We start from the raw sequence: 15,360 nt of genomic DNA, 5'->3' as shown, positions 1-15,360 counted from the left end.
CTTCTTTTTATAGTTGGATAGGGGTTGTGGGCTTCAGTCGACCAGGCTGGCCAGCAGCCGTGCAGCGATGCGCGCGGTGCGTTGGTCCTGGTCAAGACCGGGGTTGAGTTCGGCGATGTCGGCCATGCGCAACTTGCCGCTGGCCTTGGCGCGCCGCGCCAGGTGCTCGACCACCATCAGCTCGACGCCATGGGCCGAGGGCGCACTGACGCCGGGCGCCTGGCCGGCCGGCAGGACGTCCAGGCAGAGGGTCAGGTACAGGTGGTCGATGCCGCTGAGAAAGTCATCGACGAAGGTTTCCAGCGCGGCGATATTCCACGGCTGCATCTGCCGGTCGAGGCGATAACGCACATTCAGGCGCTGGGCCTGGTCGAACAAGGCCTGGGTGTTGTTCAGCTCGCTGACGCCCAGGCAGCAGTATTCAAAGGCCATGCCGGCCTGCTGGCAGTACTCGGCAATCTGCCGGAACGGCGTGCCGGAGCTGCTCTGGGCGCTGTGGCGCAGGTCGAAGTGGGCATCGAAATTGAGAATGCCGATGCGCGGCTGCGCCTCTTGCTGGCGTAAATGGCCAGCCAGGCCGAGAAAACTGGCATAGGCGATTTCGTGCCCGCCGCCCAGGCCCAACGGCAGATGCCCTTGCCCCAGCAGTTGCGTCACCCGCTTGGCATAGGCCTGCTGGGCACCTTCCAGGTCAGTACCGAGGCAGACGAAGTCGCCGCTGTCATAGACCGGGCGCTGGCCACGCCAGGCCAGGTTGGCCAAGGCCTTGCGCAGGGCCGGCGGCCCCTGGCGGGCGCCGCTGCGGCCCTGGTTGCGGATCACCCCTTCGTCACAGGCCAGGCCCACCAGGGCGTTGCCAGCCGGTTGGTCATCAGCCCAGGGCTGCACCCATTGGTGCCAGCGCAGGGCCGCCGTGCCTTCTGCGGCGTCGACGCGGCCCTGCCAGAGCGGCAGTGCGGTAGTGCTGTTCATGCGGGTACTCCAGTAGATTCAGTCCAGCCGCGCACCAATGCGCAGGGCCACGTCGCAGGTCCAGCGGGTCAGGCGCTCGCTGTTCTGCCGGGCGCGAATGGCCGGGGCCATCAGGCTGATTGCGCCATGCAGGCGGTTGCGGCTGTCGAGCACCGGGGCACTGACGCCCCAGATGCCGTCGTCGACTTCACCGAGGCTGATGGCATAGCCCTGGTCACGGATCTGCACGAAGCTCTGGCGGTAACTGTCCAGTGCTTCGGCTTCCAGGCCCTGCTCTTCAAGAATCGCCAGGCTGCGCGCCGGCTCCATGTGCGCCAGCAACACCCGCGCCGACGCGCCGACCCGCAGCGGTTGCGCCAGGCCCTTCTGGTAACAGCAGCGCAGTGGCTGCGGGCTGTCGATCAGTTCGATGCAAATGGCCTGGCCGTTGCTCGGCACCATCAGTGCCACGCTTTCCTGGCTGAGTTCGGCCAGGCGCTTGAGCTCGGGCTTGGCCAGCGACACCAGCAGTGCTTCGCGGTCGAACTTCTTCGCCAGTTGCAGGCAGGCCGGGCCCGGCAGGTAGCGACCATGGCCATTGTCTTCGGCCAGGCCCCAACGCAGCAGGGTCTTCAGGTGCCGATAGGTGCTGCTCAGGGGCTGGTCCAGTTGCAGGCTCAGCTCCTTGGCCGACACGGCCTCGTTGGCCTGGCCGAGGGCGACGAGGATCTGCAGCAGGCGATCGGTGGGCGTGGTGTAGGTCATATGTGCTCCTTGGCGCCATGGTGCACAGTCTTTCTCAATAGGTGAAACTCGATTCCCATTGAGTGGGAAATATCCTACTTATAGCCCCTTGGCCGCCCACTGCAGGCAGCGTGTTTGCAAAAAGCCCTGCAACGCCTTGACCCGCTCGGTCACCTGCGCCCGGTGCGGGCACATCAGGTACACCGGGGCGTGCTCGCCCTGCCAGTCGCCGAACAAGCGCTGCAAACGCCCGGCCGCGACGTCCGCGGCCACGTCCAGCCAGGCCTTGTAGACCACGCCATGCCCGGCCAGGGCCCAGCGCCGGGCCACTTCACCGTCATCGCAGCGGTATTCGCCGTGCACCCGCACTTCGTTCACTTCACTGCCACGCGCAAAGCGCCACAGGTCATAGGGCCGGCCGTTGCGCTGGTAGATCACGCACTGATGGTCAGCCAGCTCCTGGGGCATCGAGGGCGTGCCGTGGCGCGCCAGGTACTCGGGGCTGGCGCAGGCCACGCGGTGGTGATCGAGCAGAATCGGCAAGGCGACCATGTCGGAATCGGCCGGCACGCCAAAACGCAGGGCGACGTCGACTGGTTCGCGGTACAGGTCGCTGGCCTGGTCGTTGAGCAGCAGTTGCAGCTGGACCCGCGGGTATTCGCGCTTGAACGCATCGAGCCAGGCCAGCAGCACGCTGCGGCCAAAGTCAGAGGGCGCCGCCAGTTGCAGCAGGCCGCCCATTTCCAGCGCCTGCTCGCGCAGGGCCTGCTCGCCTTCGGCCAGCGCGCCCAGGGCCAGGCGCACGCTGTCGAGGTAGCGCCGGCCTTCGTCGGTGAGCCGTTGCTGGCGGGTCGAACGGGCAAACAGGCGCACCTGCAAGCGCGTTTCCAGGCGCTTGAGCGCAAGGCTGGCGGCTGCCGGGGTGATGTCGAGGCTACGCGCGGCGGCAGACAGGCTGCCCTCGTCGGCCACCCGCACGAACAGTTCCAGGTCGAAAAGCGTGCTCATCAGTCCTGCCCGAACACCGGGCGCAAGAACGAGCGCTCATAGCTGAGGATGCAACGGGTGTCCTGGGCGTACTGGAAGGCGGCCAGGCACTCGGGGTCGTTCATCGAGTCCTGGCGGTAGCGTTCGTACGCGGCAAGGCTTGGAAAGGTGAACATCGCCATGGCGATATTGTTGGCACCTTCCGAAGGCAGGAAGTAGCCGTGGTGCTGGCCGCCGAAGCGCTCCACCAGCGGGATCCAGAGTTTGCCGTAGTGTTCGAACTCGGCGAGTTTGTAAGGGTCGAGGACGTAGCGCAGGTAGCAGGTGATCATCGGTGGCTCTCGCTGAAGTTGCTCGGCAGCCGAGAATGCACGATTCCAGCGCTGCCCGCATCAGTCTTGAGGGCCGCCAATCTCATCCATGAAACCTTGCACAAACAGCTCAAGCCGCCGATGCCGCTCGGCCGCCAGACGTGCGCCCTCCCCGGTTTGAAAGCCCGAGGCCAGTTTCAGCAATTTGGTGTGAAAGTGCTCGAGGCTGAACTGGTGGTCCAGGTAGTCGCGGCCTGCCGCGCTGGGATTAGTGAAATCGTACAGGGCCGAGCCCATGCGCCCACCGACGTAGAAGCAGCGAGCCACACCGACCATACCGATGGCGTCCAGACGGTCACTGTCCTGAAGGATTTTTGCCTCGAGGGTTTCCGGCGCCAGGCCGGCTGAAAAACTGTGCGTAGCGACGGCATGAGCGACAGCGCTGATGCGCTCGCCGGGCCAGCCAAGATCGGCGAGTATCCGGGCAGCTTTTTCCGCAGACAGGGTCGAGGCCTGGGCGCGCAGCGGCGAGTTCTTTTCGACCGCGACGCAATCGTGCAGCAGCGTGGCGGCCAGCAGGATGGACAGATCGCCGCCCTCCCGGGCCTGAATCCGCCGGGCATTGCTCCAGACCCGGTGGATATGCGTCAGGTCGTGAGAGCCATCGCCGTTGTCCGCCGGCAGGTGCGGCAACAGCAGGTCAGCGAGGGCTTGGCAGGGATGGAAAGGTTGGGTAGTCATCAGCATTGGGTCTGTATACCAAAATCTGTGGGAGCGGGACTTGCCCGCGATCGAGCGCGAAGCGGTCGTAACCCGGGCAACACGATTCACCCGCGAAGAGCCGCCGCGCGGCCATAGATCAGCAACTCGCCACCGGTGGCGATCACCAGGCTCAAACCGGTATAGGAAAACCCGAAGGCACGCACTTCGGTCTCGATTGCCAGGGTATGAAACCTGGCGGGCCGGTTGTAGCGCGCGCCATGCAGCCAGGAACCCGGCTCGACCAGCAGCAGGTGCTGCTCAGGCCAGGCCAGGGTGATGTTCTCCACCACCCAGCCATCGCTGGTGCTGATCGGCAGGCCGCCGCCCTGGATGCCGGACATGCGGATCACCCGCTCGTTGAGCGGGCCGATGCCGCGGGTTTCCAGATAATGGTCGCTGCCCAGGTTGTCGGTGCGGTCGCGGGCGATTTTCTCGCCGCTGCGACAGTCGATCACACTGCGGCCTGAACTCGAAGCCACCAGCAGCCGCTCGCTGTCACGGTCGAAGCCGATTTCCAGCAGGCCGGCGACGGTGAACTGGCCAGTCAACCGCCACGGCGCAGGTGCGGGTGCAACCGCTTGTTGGCGGATGACCTGGCGCAACGGGTCGAGGTGTCTGCTGGTGGTCATGGTGCCTTCCAGTGCGGATGCGTCAGCCGATACACCCGCACCGGCCGCTCGTGAAACTGCACAGTATCGAAGGCATTGAAGCCGGCTTTTTGCGCCACGCGCAAGGAGGCAATGTTGGCCGCTTCAATAATTGCAATCACTGCCGCCAGCCGCTGCTCGTTGAACGCATGCTCAAGCACGCCGCGCACCGCTTCGCTGGCCAGTCCCTGGCCCCAATAGCGTGTAGCCAGACGATAGCCCAGGCTGGCCTGCTCTACCCCTTCGACCTGCTCCGGGCTGACGCCGCAAAAACCGACCAGCTCGCCGTTGGCCTTGTCGATCAGCGCCCATTGGCCCATGCCGTAGCTGGCGTAGCACTGCACGCACCAGTCGATAAAAGCCCCGGTCATCTGTTCGTCGCAGACACCGCGCACCGAGAATTTCATCACCTCAGGGTCGCTGAGAATGGCGGTCAGGGCGGGCAGGTCTTGACGCGAGAGTTCGCGCACGAGCAGGCGTGGGGTTTCAAACAGCGGCATGAAGTGCTTCCTTGGGTCATGCAGGCGCGACGATGCGCCGTCGCCCCTACAATCCCTGTCGCCAGCCGCCGGGTCAACCCTCCCGCGAAATCGGCACCCCCGCGCTGGCTTTCGGCCCGGCCACGGCCCAGGCAATCAGGCCCAGCACGGGTACAAAGACGATAAACACGATCCACAACATCTTGCGATCCGCCCGGCTCTTGCTGCCGATGATGCGTTTGATGGCCCAGAGTTCGACCAGGGTGAGCAATACGGCAAGGGTGATCCAGATATGACCGTTTTCCATGGGTAGCCTCCAGAGGGGTTCTGAAGGTTAGGTGCGCGCAGCCAGCCGGGGTTCATTCTGATTGCCATTGCGGGCCGGGCAATATCTGGCATCATCGCCTCAACCTGCCAGTTCGCGGAGCCGCGCCTTGCCCACCCCTCGCCAGTTCAGCAAGAAATCCAGCACCAGTAACATGCTCAACCTCAAGCACCCCGAGGCTGCCTCGACCCCGGCGTACCAGGTGGGCTTTTTGCTGCTGGAGAACTTCTCCATGGCCAGCTTTACCGTGGCCATGGATGTACTGGTGACGGCCAACCTGCTCAAGAGCAACCTGTTCTTGAGCACGCCGTTTTCCCTGGGCAGCGAGCGGGTCACCAGTGACCTGGGCCTGGAGATTTATGCCGCGCACCTGGACCGCGCAGCGCTGGACAACCTCGACATGCTGATTGTTTGCGGCGGCCTGCGTACCCCTCTCAAGTACCCGCAGCTGGACAAGCTGCTGAGCGATGCTGCCGCCCACCAACTGGCCCTCGGCGGGCTGTGGAACGGCGCCTGGTTTCTCGGCCGTGCCGGGGTGCTGGAGGGCTACAACTGCACCATCCACCCCGAACAACGGGCAAGCCTGGCCGAGCGCAGCCCGCAGTGCACCATCACCCCGGCAAGCTTTGTGCTTGACCGCGAGCGCCTGACCGCCGCCAGCCCCAACGGCGCGCTAGAGATGATGCTGGCGCTGCTCAAGCTGCAACATGGCGAAGCGCTGGCCGAGGGCGTCGAGGAGATCCTGGCGTTTTCCAGCGCGCGCTTTCGCCGGGTCGACAGCAGCCAGAAGAAAACCATGAGCGCGCCACTGCGCACCATCGTCGAGCTGATGGAAAGCAACCTTGAAGAAACCCTCAGCCTCGATCAACTGGCGGCCTACAGCGGCCGTTCGCGCCGGCAGATCGACCGCCTGTTCCAGGCGCAACTGGGCACCTCGCCGAGCCGCTACTACATGGAACTGCGCATCACCAAAAGCCGGCGCCTGTTGCAGTATTCCGACCTGCCGCTGATGGACGTGGCGATTGCCTGCGGTTTTGTCTCGGTCTCGCACTTCAGCAAATGCTACTGCGCCTACTTCGGCTACCCGCCTTCACGCGAGCAGCGGCTGGGCGAGTAAGCGCGGCGGTTGCCGTTGAGGCTCAAACCGCCCTCCACCACCAGCACCAGCACCGCCAGCCAGATCGCAATATAGGTCGGCCACTGCGCCGGGGCGATGCTGTCGCCCAGCAGCACCGCGGCGACCACCAGCAGCACCGGCTCGACATAAATCAGCAGGCCGAACAGGGTCAGGTTCAGCCGTGGTGCCGACAGCGCCTGCAGGCCCAGGGCTGCGGCGCTGATCGCGCCCAAGCCGAGCACCAGCCAAGGCAGGCTTGAGGCTGCGCCGGCAAGGCCGAGCACTACTCCGCCCTTGAGCACGAAATACAGGCTCACCGGCAGGCTAAGGCTCATGTCGAACCACAACCCGCCCATGTTGTTGGTGTCGGTCACCCGGCGCAGCCAGAAGTACAGCGGATAGCCCAGCGACACCACCAGCACCGGCCAGGAAATCGCCTTGGCGATGGCGATCTGGTTAATGATGCCCAGCGCCGCCAAGGCACAGGCCAGCAGTTGCAGGCGGCTGATCGAATCCTTGAACACCAGGCGGCCGACAATCACCATCACCAGCGGCATCAGGAAGTAGCCCAGCGACACGTCCAGACCGTAGCCGTTGATCGGTGCCCACATGAACAGCCACAACTGCGCGCCGAGCAACACCGCCGAAACCAGGCGAATCGCCCAGAACCAGCGCTCTTCGAACAGGCGCAGGAATATCCGCCGCACCTGCGGCCAGTGCCCGCTGGCGATCACCATCAGGGTCAGGCACGGCACGGTCAGAAGGATCCGCCAGCCATAGATTTCGGCGCCGTCCAGGGGCGCGAGCAGGCTGGTGTAGGCGTACATCACCGCGAACAGCACCGAGGCGAGAACATTGAGCACGACGCCCAACGTGGAGTTATGCGCGGTCATTGCAAATTCCTTAATGAGGACCAGCAGAGGGTGATAATTTATTCCGCAGCCACTGATAAGTGCCCTCGTTTTCACCCCTCAAGATGAGAAATTTTTGCATGGACCTGGATGAATTCGACCTTGCCCTGCTTGCCGCCCTGCAGCGCGATAACAGCCAGCCCCTGCGTGAGCTGGCCGAGCAGGTGCACTTGTCTAGCGCCTCGGTGCAGCGGCGGATCCAGCGCTTGAAAAAGACCGGGGTAATCCAGGCCAATGCCGCGGTGATCAACCCGGACAAAGTCGGCCAGGTGATTACCCTGATGGTCGAGGTGCACGCCGACCGCACCCAGTCGGCGGACCTGGAAGTCATGAAGCGTGCGTTCTCGGGACCTGAAATTCAGCAGTGCTACTACGTCACCGGCGACGCCGACTTTTTGCTGGTGCTGACGGTAGCGAGCATGACCGTGTTCCAGGACATCGCCCAGCGGCTGTTTCATGACAACCCGAACGTGAAGTGGTTTCGCACCATCGTGGTGCTGGATCGAGTCAAGACGACCTTGCAGGTGCCGCTGTAAGATCTGCGCCTGCCTGCACTGGCTATGTGGGAGAGGCGGTGCGGCGACCCGACTTGCCCCGCGATGGGGTCAGTACAGCCTCCCCATCAGGTGGCGTCTGGATTGCGAGCGCTTCGCGCTCGATCGCGGGTCCAGCCCGCTCCCACAGCGTTGCGCTGCATTCAAATCCACTATGGCTGCGGCAACGCCTTGAGCGCTGTGGCCAACGCCTCGGCACTGGCATATTCCTTCTGCCCCGCCACAACCCCCTGCTCCAACTGAATCCACAGCACCTGGCCTTCAGCGCCCGGATAACGCGCAACCACCTTGCCGTCGCGGTCCAGCAGCACCCGGTAGTTGTAGTCACGCATGGCCGGGATGGCGAACAGTTTGCTGATCAGCGCCGGCATGCGCTGGATGTCGGCGACGAACACCGCCTCGCGTGCTTGCAGGTAGCCCTTGGGCTGCTCACCGACGGCGGCCTGGACCAGCTTGGCACCGTCCATGTTGCGCGCCACCAGCAGTACGCGGGTCTGCGCGTTGAGGCTGTAGGGCTGGTCGTGCTGGTCAAGCAAGGTAAAGGGCGCCAGGCGTTCGCCGACTTCGGCGGCGCCAGCCAGCAACGGCATCAGGCTCAGTAGCAGGGCAATGGCGTATTTCACAGGTGACCTCATTGTCAGTGCAGGACTGCTGATCCTAGCGCGGATGCGAGGGCTGCAGTACCCTTTGCGCTCATTTCAAGGAGGACCCCGCGTGCCAAGGATGCTGACATTGTTGCTCTGCTGTGCCCTGTTCCCGACCACCGCCTGGTCGGCGCTGAGCCTTGGCGAGTTCACGCTGGGCATGCCGCGCGCGCAGGTCGTGGAGGTAATGGAGCGGCATTTCACCCGGGTCTGGCTGATCAACGGCGTGCACTACAACGTGCCCCGTCAGTACTACCAGGCTGTCGACCCGGTACCGGGCATCGAACCCTACAAACTCGGCGGTGTCGAGGTCAGCCGCATCGAAGCGGCCTTCGACAAGGATGACCGCCTGCGCCAGGTTTCGCTGTCACTGGAGACCACCGACGGCGAACGCGCCATGCAACTGGTGCCATTGATGCGCCAGGCCAAAGAAGCGCCGCACAGCAGTGGCCGCCACGACCTGCTGCTCGAAGACGGTGAACTGACCTACTGGACCAGCGCGTTCTGGGAGTGGACGGTGATCAACATCGCCGACAAGCCCACTTCGCTGGAGAACATCCCGGCACGGGCGCGCAGCGACGAGAATCAGCGCGCCAAGGCGGCCAAGCGCTGATCGCGGCCTTACCCCTCGCCATTGCTGGCACCGATCACCCCTGCCCGCTCCCGGCGCGGCAAGCGGCCATTGAGCACGGCATAAGCGCCCAGGCCGATCACCAGCCCCCAGAACGCCCCGCCGATACCGAGCAAACTGATATTGGCGGCCGCAGCCAGAAAGGTGATCAACGACGCTTCGCGGGTTTTCGCATCGGCCATGGCATTGGCCAGGCTGCTGCCAATGGTGCCCAGCAGCGCAAGCCCCGCCAGGGTGCTGATGAAAGTGGCCGGGAAGGCCATGAACAGCGCGGCCAGGGTTACCCCGAAGACGCCGACAAGAATGTAGAACACGCCCGCCGCCACCCCGGCGATCCAGCGCTTGGCAGGTTCTTCGTGGGCTTCCTTGCCGGTGCAGATCGCCGCGGTGATCGCGGCGATGTTGAAGGCGTGGGAGCCGAACGGCGCCATCAACAACGAGCCCAGCCCGGTAACGGCGACAATAGGGTTGGCACTGGCCTTGAAGCCGTCATTGCGCAGCACCAGCATGCCGGGCATGTACTGGCCGGTCAGGGTAATCAGGAACAGCGGCAGGGCCACGCTGAGCATGGCATTGAATGAAAACGCCGGCGCGGTGAAGACCGGCGTCGCCAGTTGCAAGCGCAGCCCTGACAGCTCGACCTGCCCGCGCATCAGCAAAAAGCCCAGCCCCAACAGCAGGATGCCGACCACTGCATAGCGCGCACTGAAGCGCTTGAAGAGCAGATAGGCCACGATCAGCAGCGCGGCCAGCAACGGGTCGACGCTGAGCCCGGCAAAGGCACCGATGCCGAACTGCAGCAGGATCCCGGCCAGCAGCCCCGCCGCAATGCCCGGCGGGATCAGGCGGATGAGCTTGTCGAAACAGCCCGATAAGCCCAGCAGCACAAACGCGGCTGCCGAGATCAGGTAGGCGCCCACCGCTTCGGCGTAGGGCGTACTGGCCAGGGCCACCACCAGGAAGGCGGCGGCCGGTGTCGACCAGGCGGTGATGATCGGCTGGCGGCTGAGCCAACTGAGCAACAGCCCGGTAAGCCCCACGCCGATGGATACCGACCATACCCAGGAAGCCGTGAGGGCCGGGCTCAAACCAGCGACCTTGGCCGCTTGGAAAACCAGGATGAAGGTCCCGCCGTAATTGACGATAACCGAGATGAGACCGGCAATGAGCGGGGGCATGAGGTCGCCGGGGCGTAGTGCTGAAGTAGACATGGCGGCAGGGTTCCTTGCGAAGAGGCAGTGACGAGCGACCGAGTGTACGAATAGACTGGCCTGCCCGTTCAGGCCAGTTTCTTCACTTGCGGCAGACCACATGGCAACCACGTTCGAGCTTGAAACCCTGAAGATGCGTGTCAATGACGCCGAGTTCGCAGCGCTGGACCTGCACCAGCGCATCCAGCGTGCGCTGCGCGCGCTGATCCTTGAAGGGGCGCTGTCCGCTGGCGTCAAGCTGCCGGCCAGCCGTGCCCTGGCCAAATCGCTGGGCGTCGCCCGCGACACCGTCGAGAACGCCTACGTGCAGCTGCAGCGCGACGGCTATATCGTCCGCCGCGCAGGCTCGGGCAGTTATGTGCCGGACAACCTCGGCGCGCAACTGCGTGGCAGCGGGCAACGGCGCATCAAGGCCGGGGCGCAAAAACGCAGTGATCTCGAGCCCGGCCAGGGCTTGAGCCTGCGCGGACGGGCACTGTTCGACAACGGCGGCGTCAGCGACCAGCAGGTGATCAAGGCCTTTGCCACCGGCCTGCCAGAAACCCGCTCGTTCCCCCTTGCAGTCTGGGAACGCCTGCAGCGCCAGGCCGTGAAGGACCATCGCGGCAACGTCCTGCTGCACGGCGACCCGCAGGGCAGCGAAGCCCTGCGCAAGGCCATCGCCACCTACCTGAACCTCGAACGTGGCGCCAAGGTGATGCCCGAGCAGGTACTGGTGCTCAGCAGCACCCGCCAGGCGCTGTTCCTGTGCGCACAAATGCTGGTGGATGCCGGCAAGCCGATCCTGCTGGAGAACCCCGGTTACTTCGGCGCGAAGAAGGCCTTTGAAGCGGCGCAGGCGCGGATCGTGCCGATCGACGTCGACGCCCACGGCATCCGCACCGACCTGCTGCGCGCCGACCGCAGCGGCGCCAGTTGCGTCTACGTCACGCCATCGCACCAGTACCCCACAGGCGCGACCCTGAGCCTTGCGCGACGCCTGGAGCTGATCGACTGGGCGGCGCAGAACGGCAAGTGGATCATCGAGGACGACTACGACAGCGAGTTCCACTACGACGGCCTGCCCACCGCCTGCGTGCAGGGCCTGGACAGCCAGCAGCGCACCCTCTACATCGGCACCTTCAGCAAGACCCTCTACCCCGGCCTGCGCATCGGCTACATGGTCTTGCCGCCGGAGCTGGTAGCGCCCTTCAGCGCGGCGCGCAGCATCATCGACGGGCACACCCCGCAGGTGCTGCAACTGACCCTGGCGCGCTTCATGGACGACGGCCACTACAACGCCCACATCCGCGCCATGCGCAAACTCTACGCCGGGCGCCGGGCCTGCCTGCTTGATGCGATTGGCAAGCACCTGGCGGGCGTCGTCACCGCCATGCGCCCGCCGGGAGGCCTGCAGATCCCCTGCGTGCTCGAGCCAGGCTGGACAGAGCAACACACCATGAATCTGGCCGCCCGCGCCGGCGTGCAACTGCCCGGGCTCAGCCGTTTGTATGCCGGTGAACATAAACAGCAGGGCTGGCTGCTGGGCTATTCATCGCTGACAGCCAGTGAAATCGAAACCGCAATCCGGCAACTGGCCAAGGCCCTCTGCAGGAGCGGGCTGGACCCGCGATGAGGCCAGCGCCACCCGAACATCTTCACCCCGCTTGCCCGTCACGCTCCTTGAGCAGTTGCTGGATGACTTGCTCCTGGGTGTCGTAGGCGCCTTCGCCAAAGTGCACATAGCGCACCTGGCCGCTGCCATCGACGATGTAGTGCGCCGGCCAGAACTGGTTGCCGAAGGCGTTCCATATCGCATAGTCGTTGTCGATGGCCACCGGGTAGCCGATACCCAGTTTCGTCACTTGCGCACGCACATTGTCGACTACCCGCTCTTCAGGGTATTCCGGCGTATGCACGCCGATCACCACCAGGCCCTGGTCGGCGTAACGCTTGGCCCAGGTGTTGACGTGCGGCAGGCTGCGCCGGCAATTGATGCACTCGTAGGTCCAGAAGTCCACCAGCACCACCTTGCCCTTGAGCGCTGCGCGGTCCAGTGGTGGCGAGTTGAGCCACTGCACGGCGCCGGCCAGTTCCGGCATCGGCCCCAGTGTCTCAAGGCTTGCCGGCGTGCCGGCGAACAGGCGGTTGCCCAGGCCCGCCAGCGCCAGCAGCACGGCCAGCAGTGCGGCGATGCCCAGGGCCCGACGGCGACTTGTGTTGAAATTGATGTTCATGGACGAACCTCCCTGATCGATGGCTTAACCGCCTTCATGGCAGTCACTGGCAAATTTCTGGTACTGCAGGCGGTGTTCCTTGCCCTGGGAATCAAGGTAGTCCATCTGAGCGTTGACCACGCCGCAGCCCATGCTGCTGTCCTCGTGCAAGGCCAGGACCTTGTGCACATCCAGTTGCTGGCCGTAACGATACTGCTGTACCACCACCGGGTCGCTAGCCTGGGCGGCAACGGTGCCGAGGCTGAACAGGGTCAACAGGCTGGCAGTGGCAAGGGTCTTGAGGTTCATGGCGGTACTCCCGAGTCAGTTTGCACAGAGGTGGCGGCTGCCACCCGTTGCTGGCTATTTCAGGCCCGCCAGGTATCGCCAATGTGTCCGGATCGGCCCGCTTTGCCTCGCCAGGTATCTATGGCCGCAGCAGATACACTGCAATACAAAGCCCGGCAGGCAAGCCCTGCCGGGCTCTGTACACTTGCCGCCACCACCACAGCGGGAGCCGGACGATGGAGCATGTCGATCACATCCTGGTCGTCGACGACGATCGAGAGATCAGGGAGCTGGTAGGCAACTACCTGAAAAAGAACGGGCTGCGCACCACCATCGTCGCCGATGGCCGGCAGATGCGCGCCTTTCTCGAGTCCAATGTGGTCGACCTGATCGTGCTCGACATCATGATGCCCGGTGACGATGGCCTGCTGCTGTGCCGCGAGCTGCGCGCCGGCAAGCACAAGGCCACGCCGGTACTGATGCTGACCGCCCGCAACGATGAAACCGACCGCATCATCGGCCTGGAAATGGGCGCCGACGACTACCTGAGCAAGCCGTTCTCGGCCCGCGAGCTGCTGGCGCGGATCAACGCCGTGCTGCGCCGCACGCGCATGCTGCCGCCAAACCTGAGCATCAGCGAAAGCAGCCGCCTGCTCGGTTTCGGCCACTGGCGCCTGGACACCACCGCGCGCCACCTGCTCGACGCCAACGCCACCCTGGTGGCCCTGAGCGGCGCCGAGTACCGGCTGCTGCGGGTGTTCCTCGACCATCCGCAACGGGTGCTCAGCCGCGAGCAACTGCTCAACCTGACCCAGGGCCGCGAGGCGGATATCTTCGACCGCTCCATCGACCTCTTGGTCAGCCGCCTGCGCCAGCGCCTGCAGGATGACGCCCGCGAGCCGGCCTATATCAAGACGGTACGCAGCGAGGGCTACGTGTTCGCCTTGCCCGTGCAGCGGGTCGAGGCCTGAACATGGGCAGCCTGCTGCGTTGGCCGCGCACCCTCGCCTCGCGCCTGGCGCTGATCTTCTTCACCGGCCTGGTGTTGGCCTACGGTTTGTCGTTCAGCTTCCAGTTCTACGAGCGCTACCAGAGCTCGCGCTCGATGATGCTCAGTAACCTCGAGCAGGACGTCGCTACCTCGGTGGCCATTCTCGACCGCCTGCCGGCCGCCGAACGCGCCGCCTGGCTGCCGCGCCTGGAGCGGCGCACCTATCGCTACCGCCTGGATGCCGGCGAACCCGGCCAGCGGCTGAGCATGGATGACGCGCCCATGGCCGCACTGTCCATCGGCAAGGCCCTGGGCGGCCAGTACGCCCTGGACTACCAGAGCATCCCCGGGCCCACGCCGCACTTCCAGGTGCACCTGCGCCTGGCCGACGGCGCACCGTTGAGCGTCGACGTCACCCCGGCGCCGGTGCCGATGTCGAGCTGGCTGCCGGTGGTGCTGCTGATCCAGCTGGCGCTGCTGTTGCTGTGCACCTGGCTGGCGGTCAAAACCGCGATCCGCCCGCTGACCCGCCTGGCCGAAGCGGTCGACCAGCTCGACCCCAATGCCCCGGGGCCGCAACTGGACGAAAGCGGCCCGCGGGAAGTGGTGTATGCCGCAGTGGCCTTCAATACCTTGCAGGCACGTATCGGCGCCTACCTGAAAGAGCGCATGCAACTGCTGGCGGCGATCTCCCATGACCTGCAAACGCCGATCACGCGGATGAAGCTGCGGGTCGAGGCTATGGACAGCAGCAGTGATCGCGACAAGCTCTGGAGCGACCTGGAGGCCATGGAACACCTGGTGCGTGAAGGCGTCGCCTACGCCCGCAGCATCGATGGCAACAGCGAGGCACCGTGCCGGGTCAACCTCGATGCCTTGCTCGACAGCCTGGTGTTCGACTACCAGGACAGCGGCCAGCAGGTCGAGCTGCACGGCAAGACCGGCGCGCTGCTCGAAACCCGCCCGCAAGCCTTGCGCCGGGTGCTGGTGAACCTGATCGACAACGCCCTGAAGTTTGCCGGCGCGGCGCAGCTCGAGGTGCGCAGCGGCGCCAACAACGGCACGCTGATTCGCGTGCTCGACCAGGGCCCGGGGATACCCGCCGAAGAGCTCGACGCGGTGCTGCAACCGTTCTACCGGGTAGAGAACTCGCGCAACCGCAGCACCGGCGGTACCGGCCTGGGCCTGGCCATCGCCGCGCAGCTGACCCAGGCCATCGGCGGCCGCCTGACCTTGAGCAACCGCGACGGCGGCGGCCTTTGCGCGCAGATCGAGCTGCCCTGAGGCAAGCTCAGCCTTGATCACCTGCAGCGACGCTGCAACGACCCGGCGCCAGCACCGCAGTGATGCTGGCGAATGGAATGCAGCGGCATTCATCATCGCAGGCGAAGTACAGCTGCAACTGGTGGGTGCACCAGTCGATGCTGCGCACCACGCCTGACTGGGTTTCCATCACCCCGTACTCGGCGGCAAAACAGCCATACAGCACCACAGTGTCTCCAGGTTGATACAGGCGAAGGCGCTCTTTGTTGTTCTCGTCCATGTCGGTATGGCTCCAGCCTTTGAACCGGCATCATCACCAACCGCAAGGCAGCGCGCTACTGGTAAAAAT

The 15,360-nt window shown here is 64.8% G+C and carries 20 protein-coding genes; 6 read left to right on the top strand and 14 right to left on the bottom strand.

The features are described 5' to 3' along the window. Positions 1-33 precede the first annotated feature (33 nt). The 8 genes from hutG to JYG36_RS11205 all read right to left on the bottom strand — a co-directional run bounded on the left by hutG (position 34) and on the right by JYG36_RS11205 (position 5,188). A complete protein-coding gene (gene hutG, locus JYG36_RS11240; protein WP_213603962.1) occupies positions 34-972 on the bottom strand; it encodes a formimidoylglutamase in 939 nt (312 codons plus the stop codon). Positions 973-990: 18 nt separating this feature from the next. After that, entirely contained in the window at positions 991-1,716 is a 726-nt protein-coding gene (locus JYG36_RS11235) for an IclR family transcriptional regulator (protein WP_213603961.1), read from the bottom strand. A 78-nt stretch (positions 1,717-1,794) separates the two neighbouring features. After that, positions 1,795-2,703 carry a LysR family transcriptional regulator gene (locus tag JYG36_RS11230; protein WP_093381393.1) on the bottom strand — a complete coding sequence of 303 codons (909 nt, stop codon included), beginning with the start codon at positions 2,701-2,703 and terminating at the stop codon, positions 1,795-1,797. Next, positions 2,703-3,014, bottom strand: coding sequence for an NIPSNAP family protein (locus JYG36_RS11225; protein ID WP_038995821.1), 312 nt, complete (start codon positions 3,012-3,014; stop codon positions 2,703-2,705). The genes JYG36_RS11230 and JYG36_RS11225 overlap by 1 nt, the downstream gene beginning before the upstream one ends. Positions 3,015-3,074: 60 nt before the next feature. Further along, positions 3,075-3,734, bottom strand: coding sequence for an HD domain-containing protein (locus JYG36_RS11220; protein ID WP_045195652.1), 660 nt, complete (start codon positions 3,732-3,734; stop codon positions 3,075-3,077). A gap of 86 nt (positions 3,735-3,820) precedes the next feature. Further along, the gene (locus tag JYG36_RS11215) at positions 3,821-4,384 is read right to left on the bottom strand and encodes a hypothetical protein (RefSeq protein WP_213603960.1); all 564 of its coding nucleotides are present in this window, start codon (positions 4,382-4,384) and stop codon (positions 3,821-3,823) included. Beyond that, on the bottom strand, positions 4,381-4,902 hold the full coding sequence (locus tag JYG36_RS11210) for a GNAT family N-acetyltransferase (RefSeq protein WP_213603959.1): 522 nt from the start codon (positions 4,900-4,902) through the stop codon (positions 4,381-4,383). The genes JYG36_RS11215 and JYG36_RS11210 overlap by 4 nt, the downstream gene beginning before the upstream one ends. A gap of 73 nt (positions 4,903-4,975) precedes the next feature. Further along, positions 4,976-5,188, bottom strand: a complete 213-nt coding sequence (locus JYG36_RS11205; protein ID WP_038995826.1) for a PLD nuclease N-terminal domain-containing protein — start codon at positions 5,186-5,188, stop codon at positions 4,976-4,978. 127 nt (positions 5,189-5,315) lie between these two features. On the opposite strand from JYG36_RS11205, the gene JYG36_RS11200 reads away from it, so the two are divergent. Beyond that, positions 5,316-6,323 (top strand): GlxA family transcriptional regulator, encoded by a 1,008-nt coding sequence (locus JYG36_RS11200; RefSeq protein WP_213603958.1) that lies wholly within the window; start codon positions 5,316-5,318, stop codon positions 6,321-6,323. Here JYG36_RS11200 and rarD read toward each other — a convergent pair. Continuing rightward, positions 6,287-7,216 (bottom strand): EamA family transporter RarD, encoded by a 930-nt coding sequence (gene rarD, locus JYG36_RS11195; protein ID WP_213603957.1) that lies wholly within the window; start codon positions 7,214-7,216, stop codon positions 6,287-6,289. The genes JYG36_RS11200 and rarD overlap by 37 nt on opposite strands. 98 nt (positions 7,217-7,314) lie before the next feature. Between rarD and JYG36_RS11190 the strand changes: the two genes are divergently transcribed. After that, positions 7,315-7,770, top strand: a complete 456-nt coding sequence (locus JYG36_RS11190; protein WP_045194217.1) for an Lrp/AsnC family transcriptional regulator — start codon at positions 7,315-7,317, stop codon at positions 7,768-7,770. A 170-nt stretch (positions 7,771-7,940) separates the two neighbouring features. Here JYG36_RS11190 and JYG36_RS11185 read toward each other — a convergent pair whose 3' ends face one another. Beyond that, a complete protein-coding gene (locus JYG36_RS11185) occupies positions 7,941-8,411 on the bottom strand; it encodes an FAD/FMN-containing dehydrogenase (protein ID WP_195884512.1) in 471 nt (156 codons plus the stop codon). A 100-nt stretch (positions 8,412-8,511) separates the two neighbouring features. Between JYG36_RS11185 and JYG36_RS11180 the strand changes: the two genes are divergently transcribed. After that, positions 8,512-9,045 (top strand): hypothetical protein, encoded by a 534-nt coding sequence (locus JYG36_RS11180; RefSeq protein WP_093381379.1) that lies wholly within the window; start codon positions 8,512-8,514, stop codon positions 9,043-9,045. A gap of 8 nt (positions 9,046-9,053) precedes the next feature. On the opposite strand, the gene JYG36_RS11175 is transcribed toward JYG36_RS11180, so the two are convergent. After that, positions 9,054-10,274 (bottom strand): benzoate/H(+) symporter BenE family transporter, encoded by a 1,221-nt coding sequence (locus tag JYG36_RS11175; protein WP_213603956.1) that lies wholly within the window; start codon positions 10,272-10,274, stop codon positions 9,054-9,056. 100 nt (positions 10,275-10,374) lie between these two features. Here JYG36_RS11175 and pdxR point away from each other — a divergent pair, with 100 nt between their 5' ends. After that, positions 10,375-11,889: a MocR-like pyridoxine biosynthesis transcription factor PdxR gene (pdxR, locus tag JYG36_RS11170; RefSeq protein ID WP_213603954.1), complete on the top strand. Its 1,515-nt coding sequence runs from the start codon at positions 10,375-10,377 to the stop codon at positions 11,887-11,889. A gap of 22 nt (positions 11,890-11,911) precedes the next feature. Here the strand turns inward: pdxR and JYG36_RS11165 are convergent, their stop codons facing one another. Continuing rightward, positions 11,912-12,490 (bottom strand): thioredoxin family protein, encoded by a 579-nt coding sequence (locus JYG36_RS11165; protein ID WP_249744423.1) that lies wholly within the window; start codon positions 12,488-12,490, stop codon positions 11,912-11,914. A gap of 24 nt (positions 12,491-12,514) precedes the next feature. Further along, the gene (locus tag JYG36_RS11160; protein WP_213603952.1) at positions 12,515-12,778 is read right to left on the bottom strand and encodes a DUF2790 domain-containing protein; all 264 of its coding nucleotides are present in this window, start codon (positions 12,776-12,778) and stop codon (positions 12,515-12,517) included. A gap of 215 nt (positions 12,779-12,993) precedes the next feature. Between JYG36_RS11160 and JYG36_RS11155 the strand changes: the two genes are divergently transcribed. Together JYG36_RS11155 and JYG36_RS11150 are read left to right on the top strand one after the other, a co-directional pair. Beyond that, entirely contained in the window at positions 12,994-13,728 is a 735-nt protein-coding gene (locus JYG36_RS11155; RefSeq protein ID WP_093381369.1) for a response regulator, read from the top strand. A 14-nt stretch (positions 13,729-13,742) separates the two neighbouring features. After that, positions 13,743-15,032, top strand: a complete 1,290-nt coding sequence (locus JYG36_RS11150; protein ID WP_213604400.1) for a sensor histidine kinase — start codon at positions 13,743-13,745, stop codon at positions 15,030-15,032. Between the two features lie 7 nt (positions 15,033-15,039). Here the strand turns inward: JYG36_RS11150 and JYG36_RS11145 are convergent, their stop codons facing one another. Next, complete coding sequence (locus tag JYG36_RS11145; protein ID WP_093381367.1) at positions 15,040-15,291, bottom strand: hypothetical protein; 252 nt, start codon at positions 15,289-15,291, stop codon at positions 15,040-15,042. Positions 15,292-15,360: the final 69 nt, after the last annotated feature.

The sequence above is a fragment of the Pseudomonas sp. SORT22 genome (assembly GCF_018417635.1).
Classification (GTDB): domain Bacteria; phylum Pseudomonadota; class Gammaproteobacteria; order Pseudomonadales; family Pseudomonadaceae; genus Aquipseudomonas.
This window is presented reverse-complemented; position numbering and strand designations above follow the sequence as displayed.

Bases quoted from the DNA above. Each gene is read 5' to 3' on its own strand.
- hutG (WP_213603962.1), bottom strand. From the start codon at position 972: ATGAACAGCACTACCGCACTGCCGCTCTGGCAGGGCCGCGTCGACGCC.
- JYG36_RS11235 (WP_213603961.1), bottom strand. From the start codon at position 1,716: ATGACCTACACCACGCCCACCGATCGCCTGCTGCAGATCCTCGTCGCC.
- JYG36_RS11230 (WP_093381393.1), bottom strand. From the start codon at position 2,703: ATGAGCACGCTTTTCGACCTGGAACTGTTCGTGCGGGTGGCCGACGAG.
- JYG36_RS11225 (WP_038995821.1), bottom strand. From the start codon at position 3,014: ATGATCACCTGCTACCTGCGCTACGTCCTCGACCCTTACAAACTCGCC.
- JYG36_RS11220 (WP_045195652.1), bottom strand. From the start codon at position 3,734: ATGACTACCCAACCTTTCCATCCCTGCCAAGCCCTCGCTGACCTGCTG.
- JYG36_RS11215 (WP_213603960.1), bottom strand. From the start codon at position 4,384: ATGACCACCAGCAGACACCTCGACCCGTTGCGCCAGGTCATCCGCCAA.
- JYG36_RS11210 (WP_213603959.1), bottom strand. From the start codon at position 4,902: ATGCCGCTGTTTGAAACCCCACGCCTGCTCGTGCGCGAACTCTCGCGT.
- JYG36_RS11205 (WP_038995826.1), bottom strand. From the start codon at position 5,188: ATGGAAAACGGTCATATCTGGATCACCCTTGCCGTATTGCTCACCCTG.
- rarD (WP_213603957.1), bottom strand. From the start codon at position 7,216: ATGACCGCGCATAACTCCACGTTGGGCGTCGTGCTCAATGTTCTCGCC.
- JYG36_RS11190 (WP_045194217.1), top strand. From the start codon at position 7,315: ATGGACCTGGATGAATTCGACCTTGCCCTGCTTGCCGCCCTGCAGCGC.
- JYG36_RS11180 (WP_093381379.1), top strand. From the start codon at position 8,512: ATGCTGACATTGTTGCTCTGCTGTGCCCTGTTCCCGACCACCGCCTGG.
- JYG36_RS11175 (WP_213603956.1), bottom strand. From the start codon at position 10,274: ATGTCTACTTCAGCACTACGCCCCGGCGACCTCATGCCCCCGCTCATT.
- pdxR (WP_213603954.1), top strand. From the start codon at position 10,375: ATGGCAACCACGTTCGAGCTTGAAACCCTGAAGATGCGTGTCAATGAC.
- JYG36_RS11165 (WP_249744423.1), bottom strand. From the start codon at position 12,490: ATGAACATCAATTTCAACACAAGTCGCCGTCGGGCCCTGGGCATCGCC.
- JYG36_RS11160 (WP_213603952.1), bottom strand. From the start codon at position 12,778: ATGAACCTCAAGACCCTTGCCACTGCCAGCCTGTTGACCCTGTTCAGC.
- JYG36_RS11155 (WP_093381369.1), top strand. From the start codon at position 12,994: ATGGAGCATGTCGATCACATCCTGGTCGTCGACGACGATCGAGAGATC.
- JYG36_RS11145 (WP_093381367.1), bottom strand. From the start codon at position 15,291: ATGGACGAGAACAACAAAGAGCGCCTTCGCCTGTATCAACCTGGAGAC.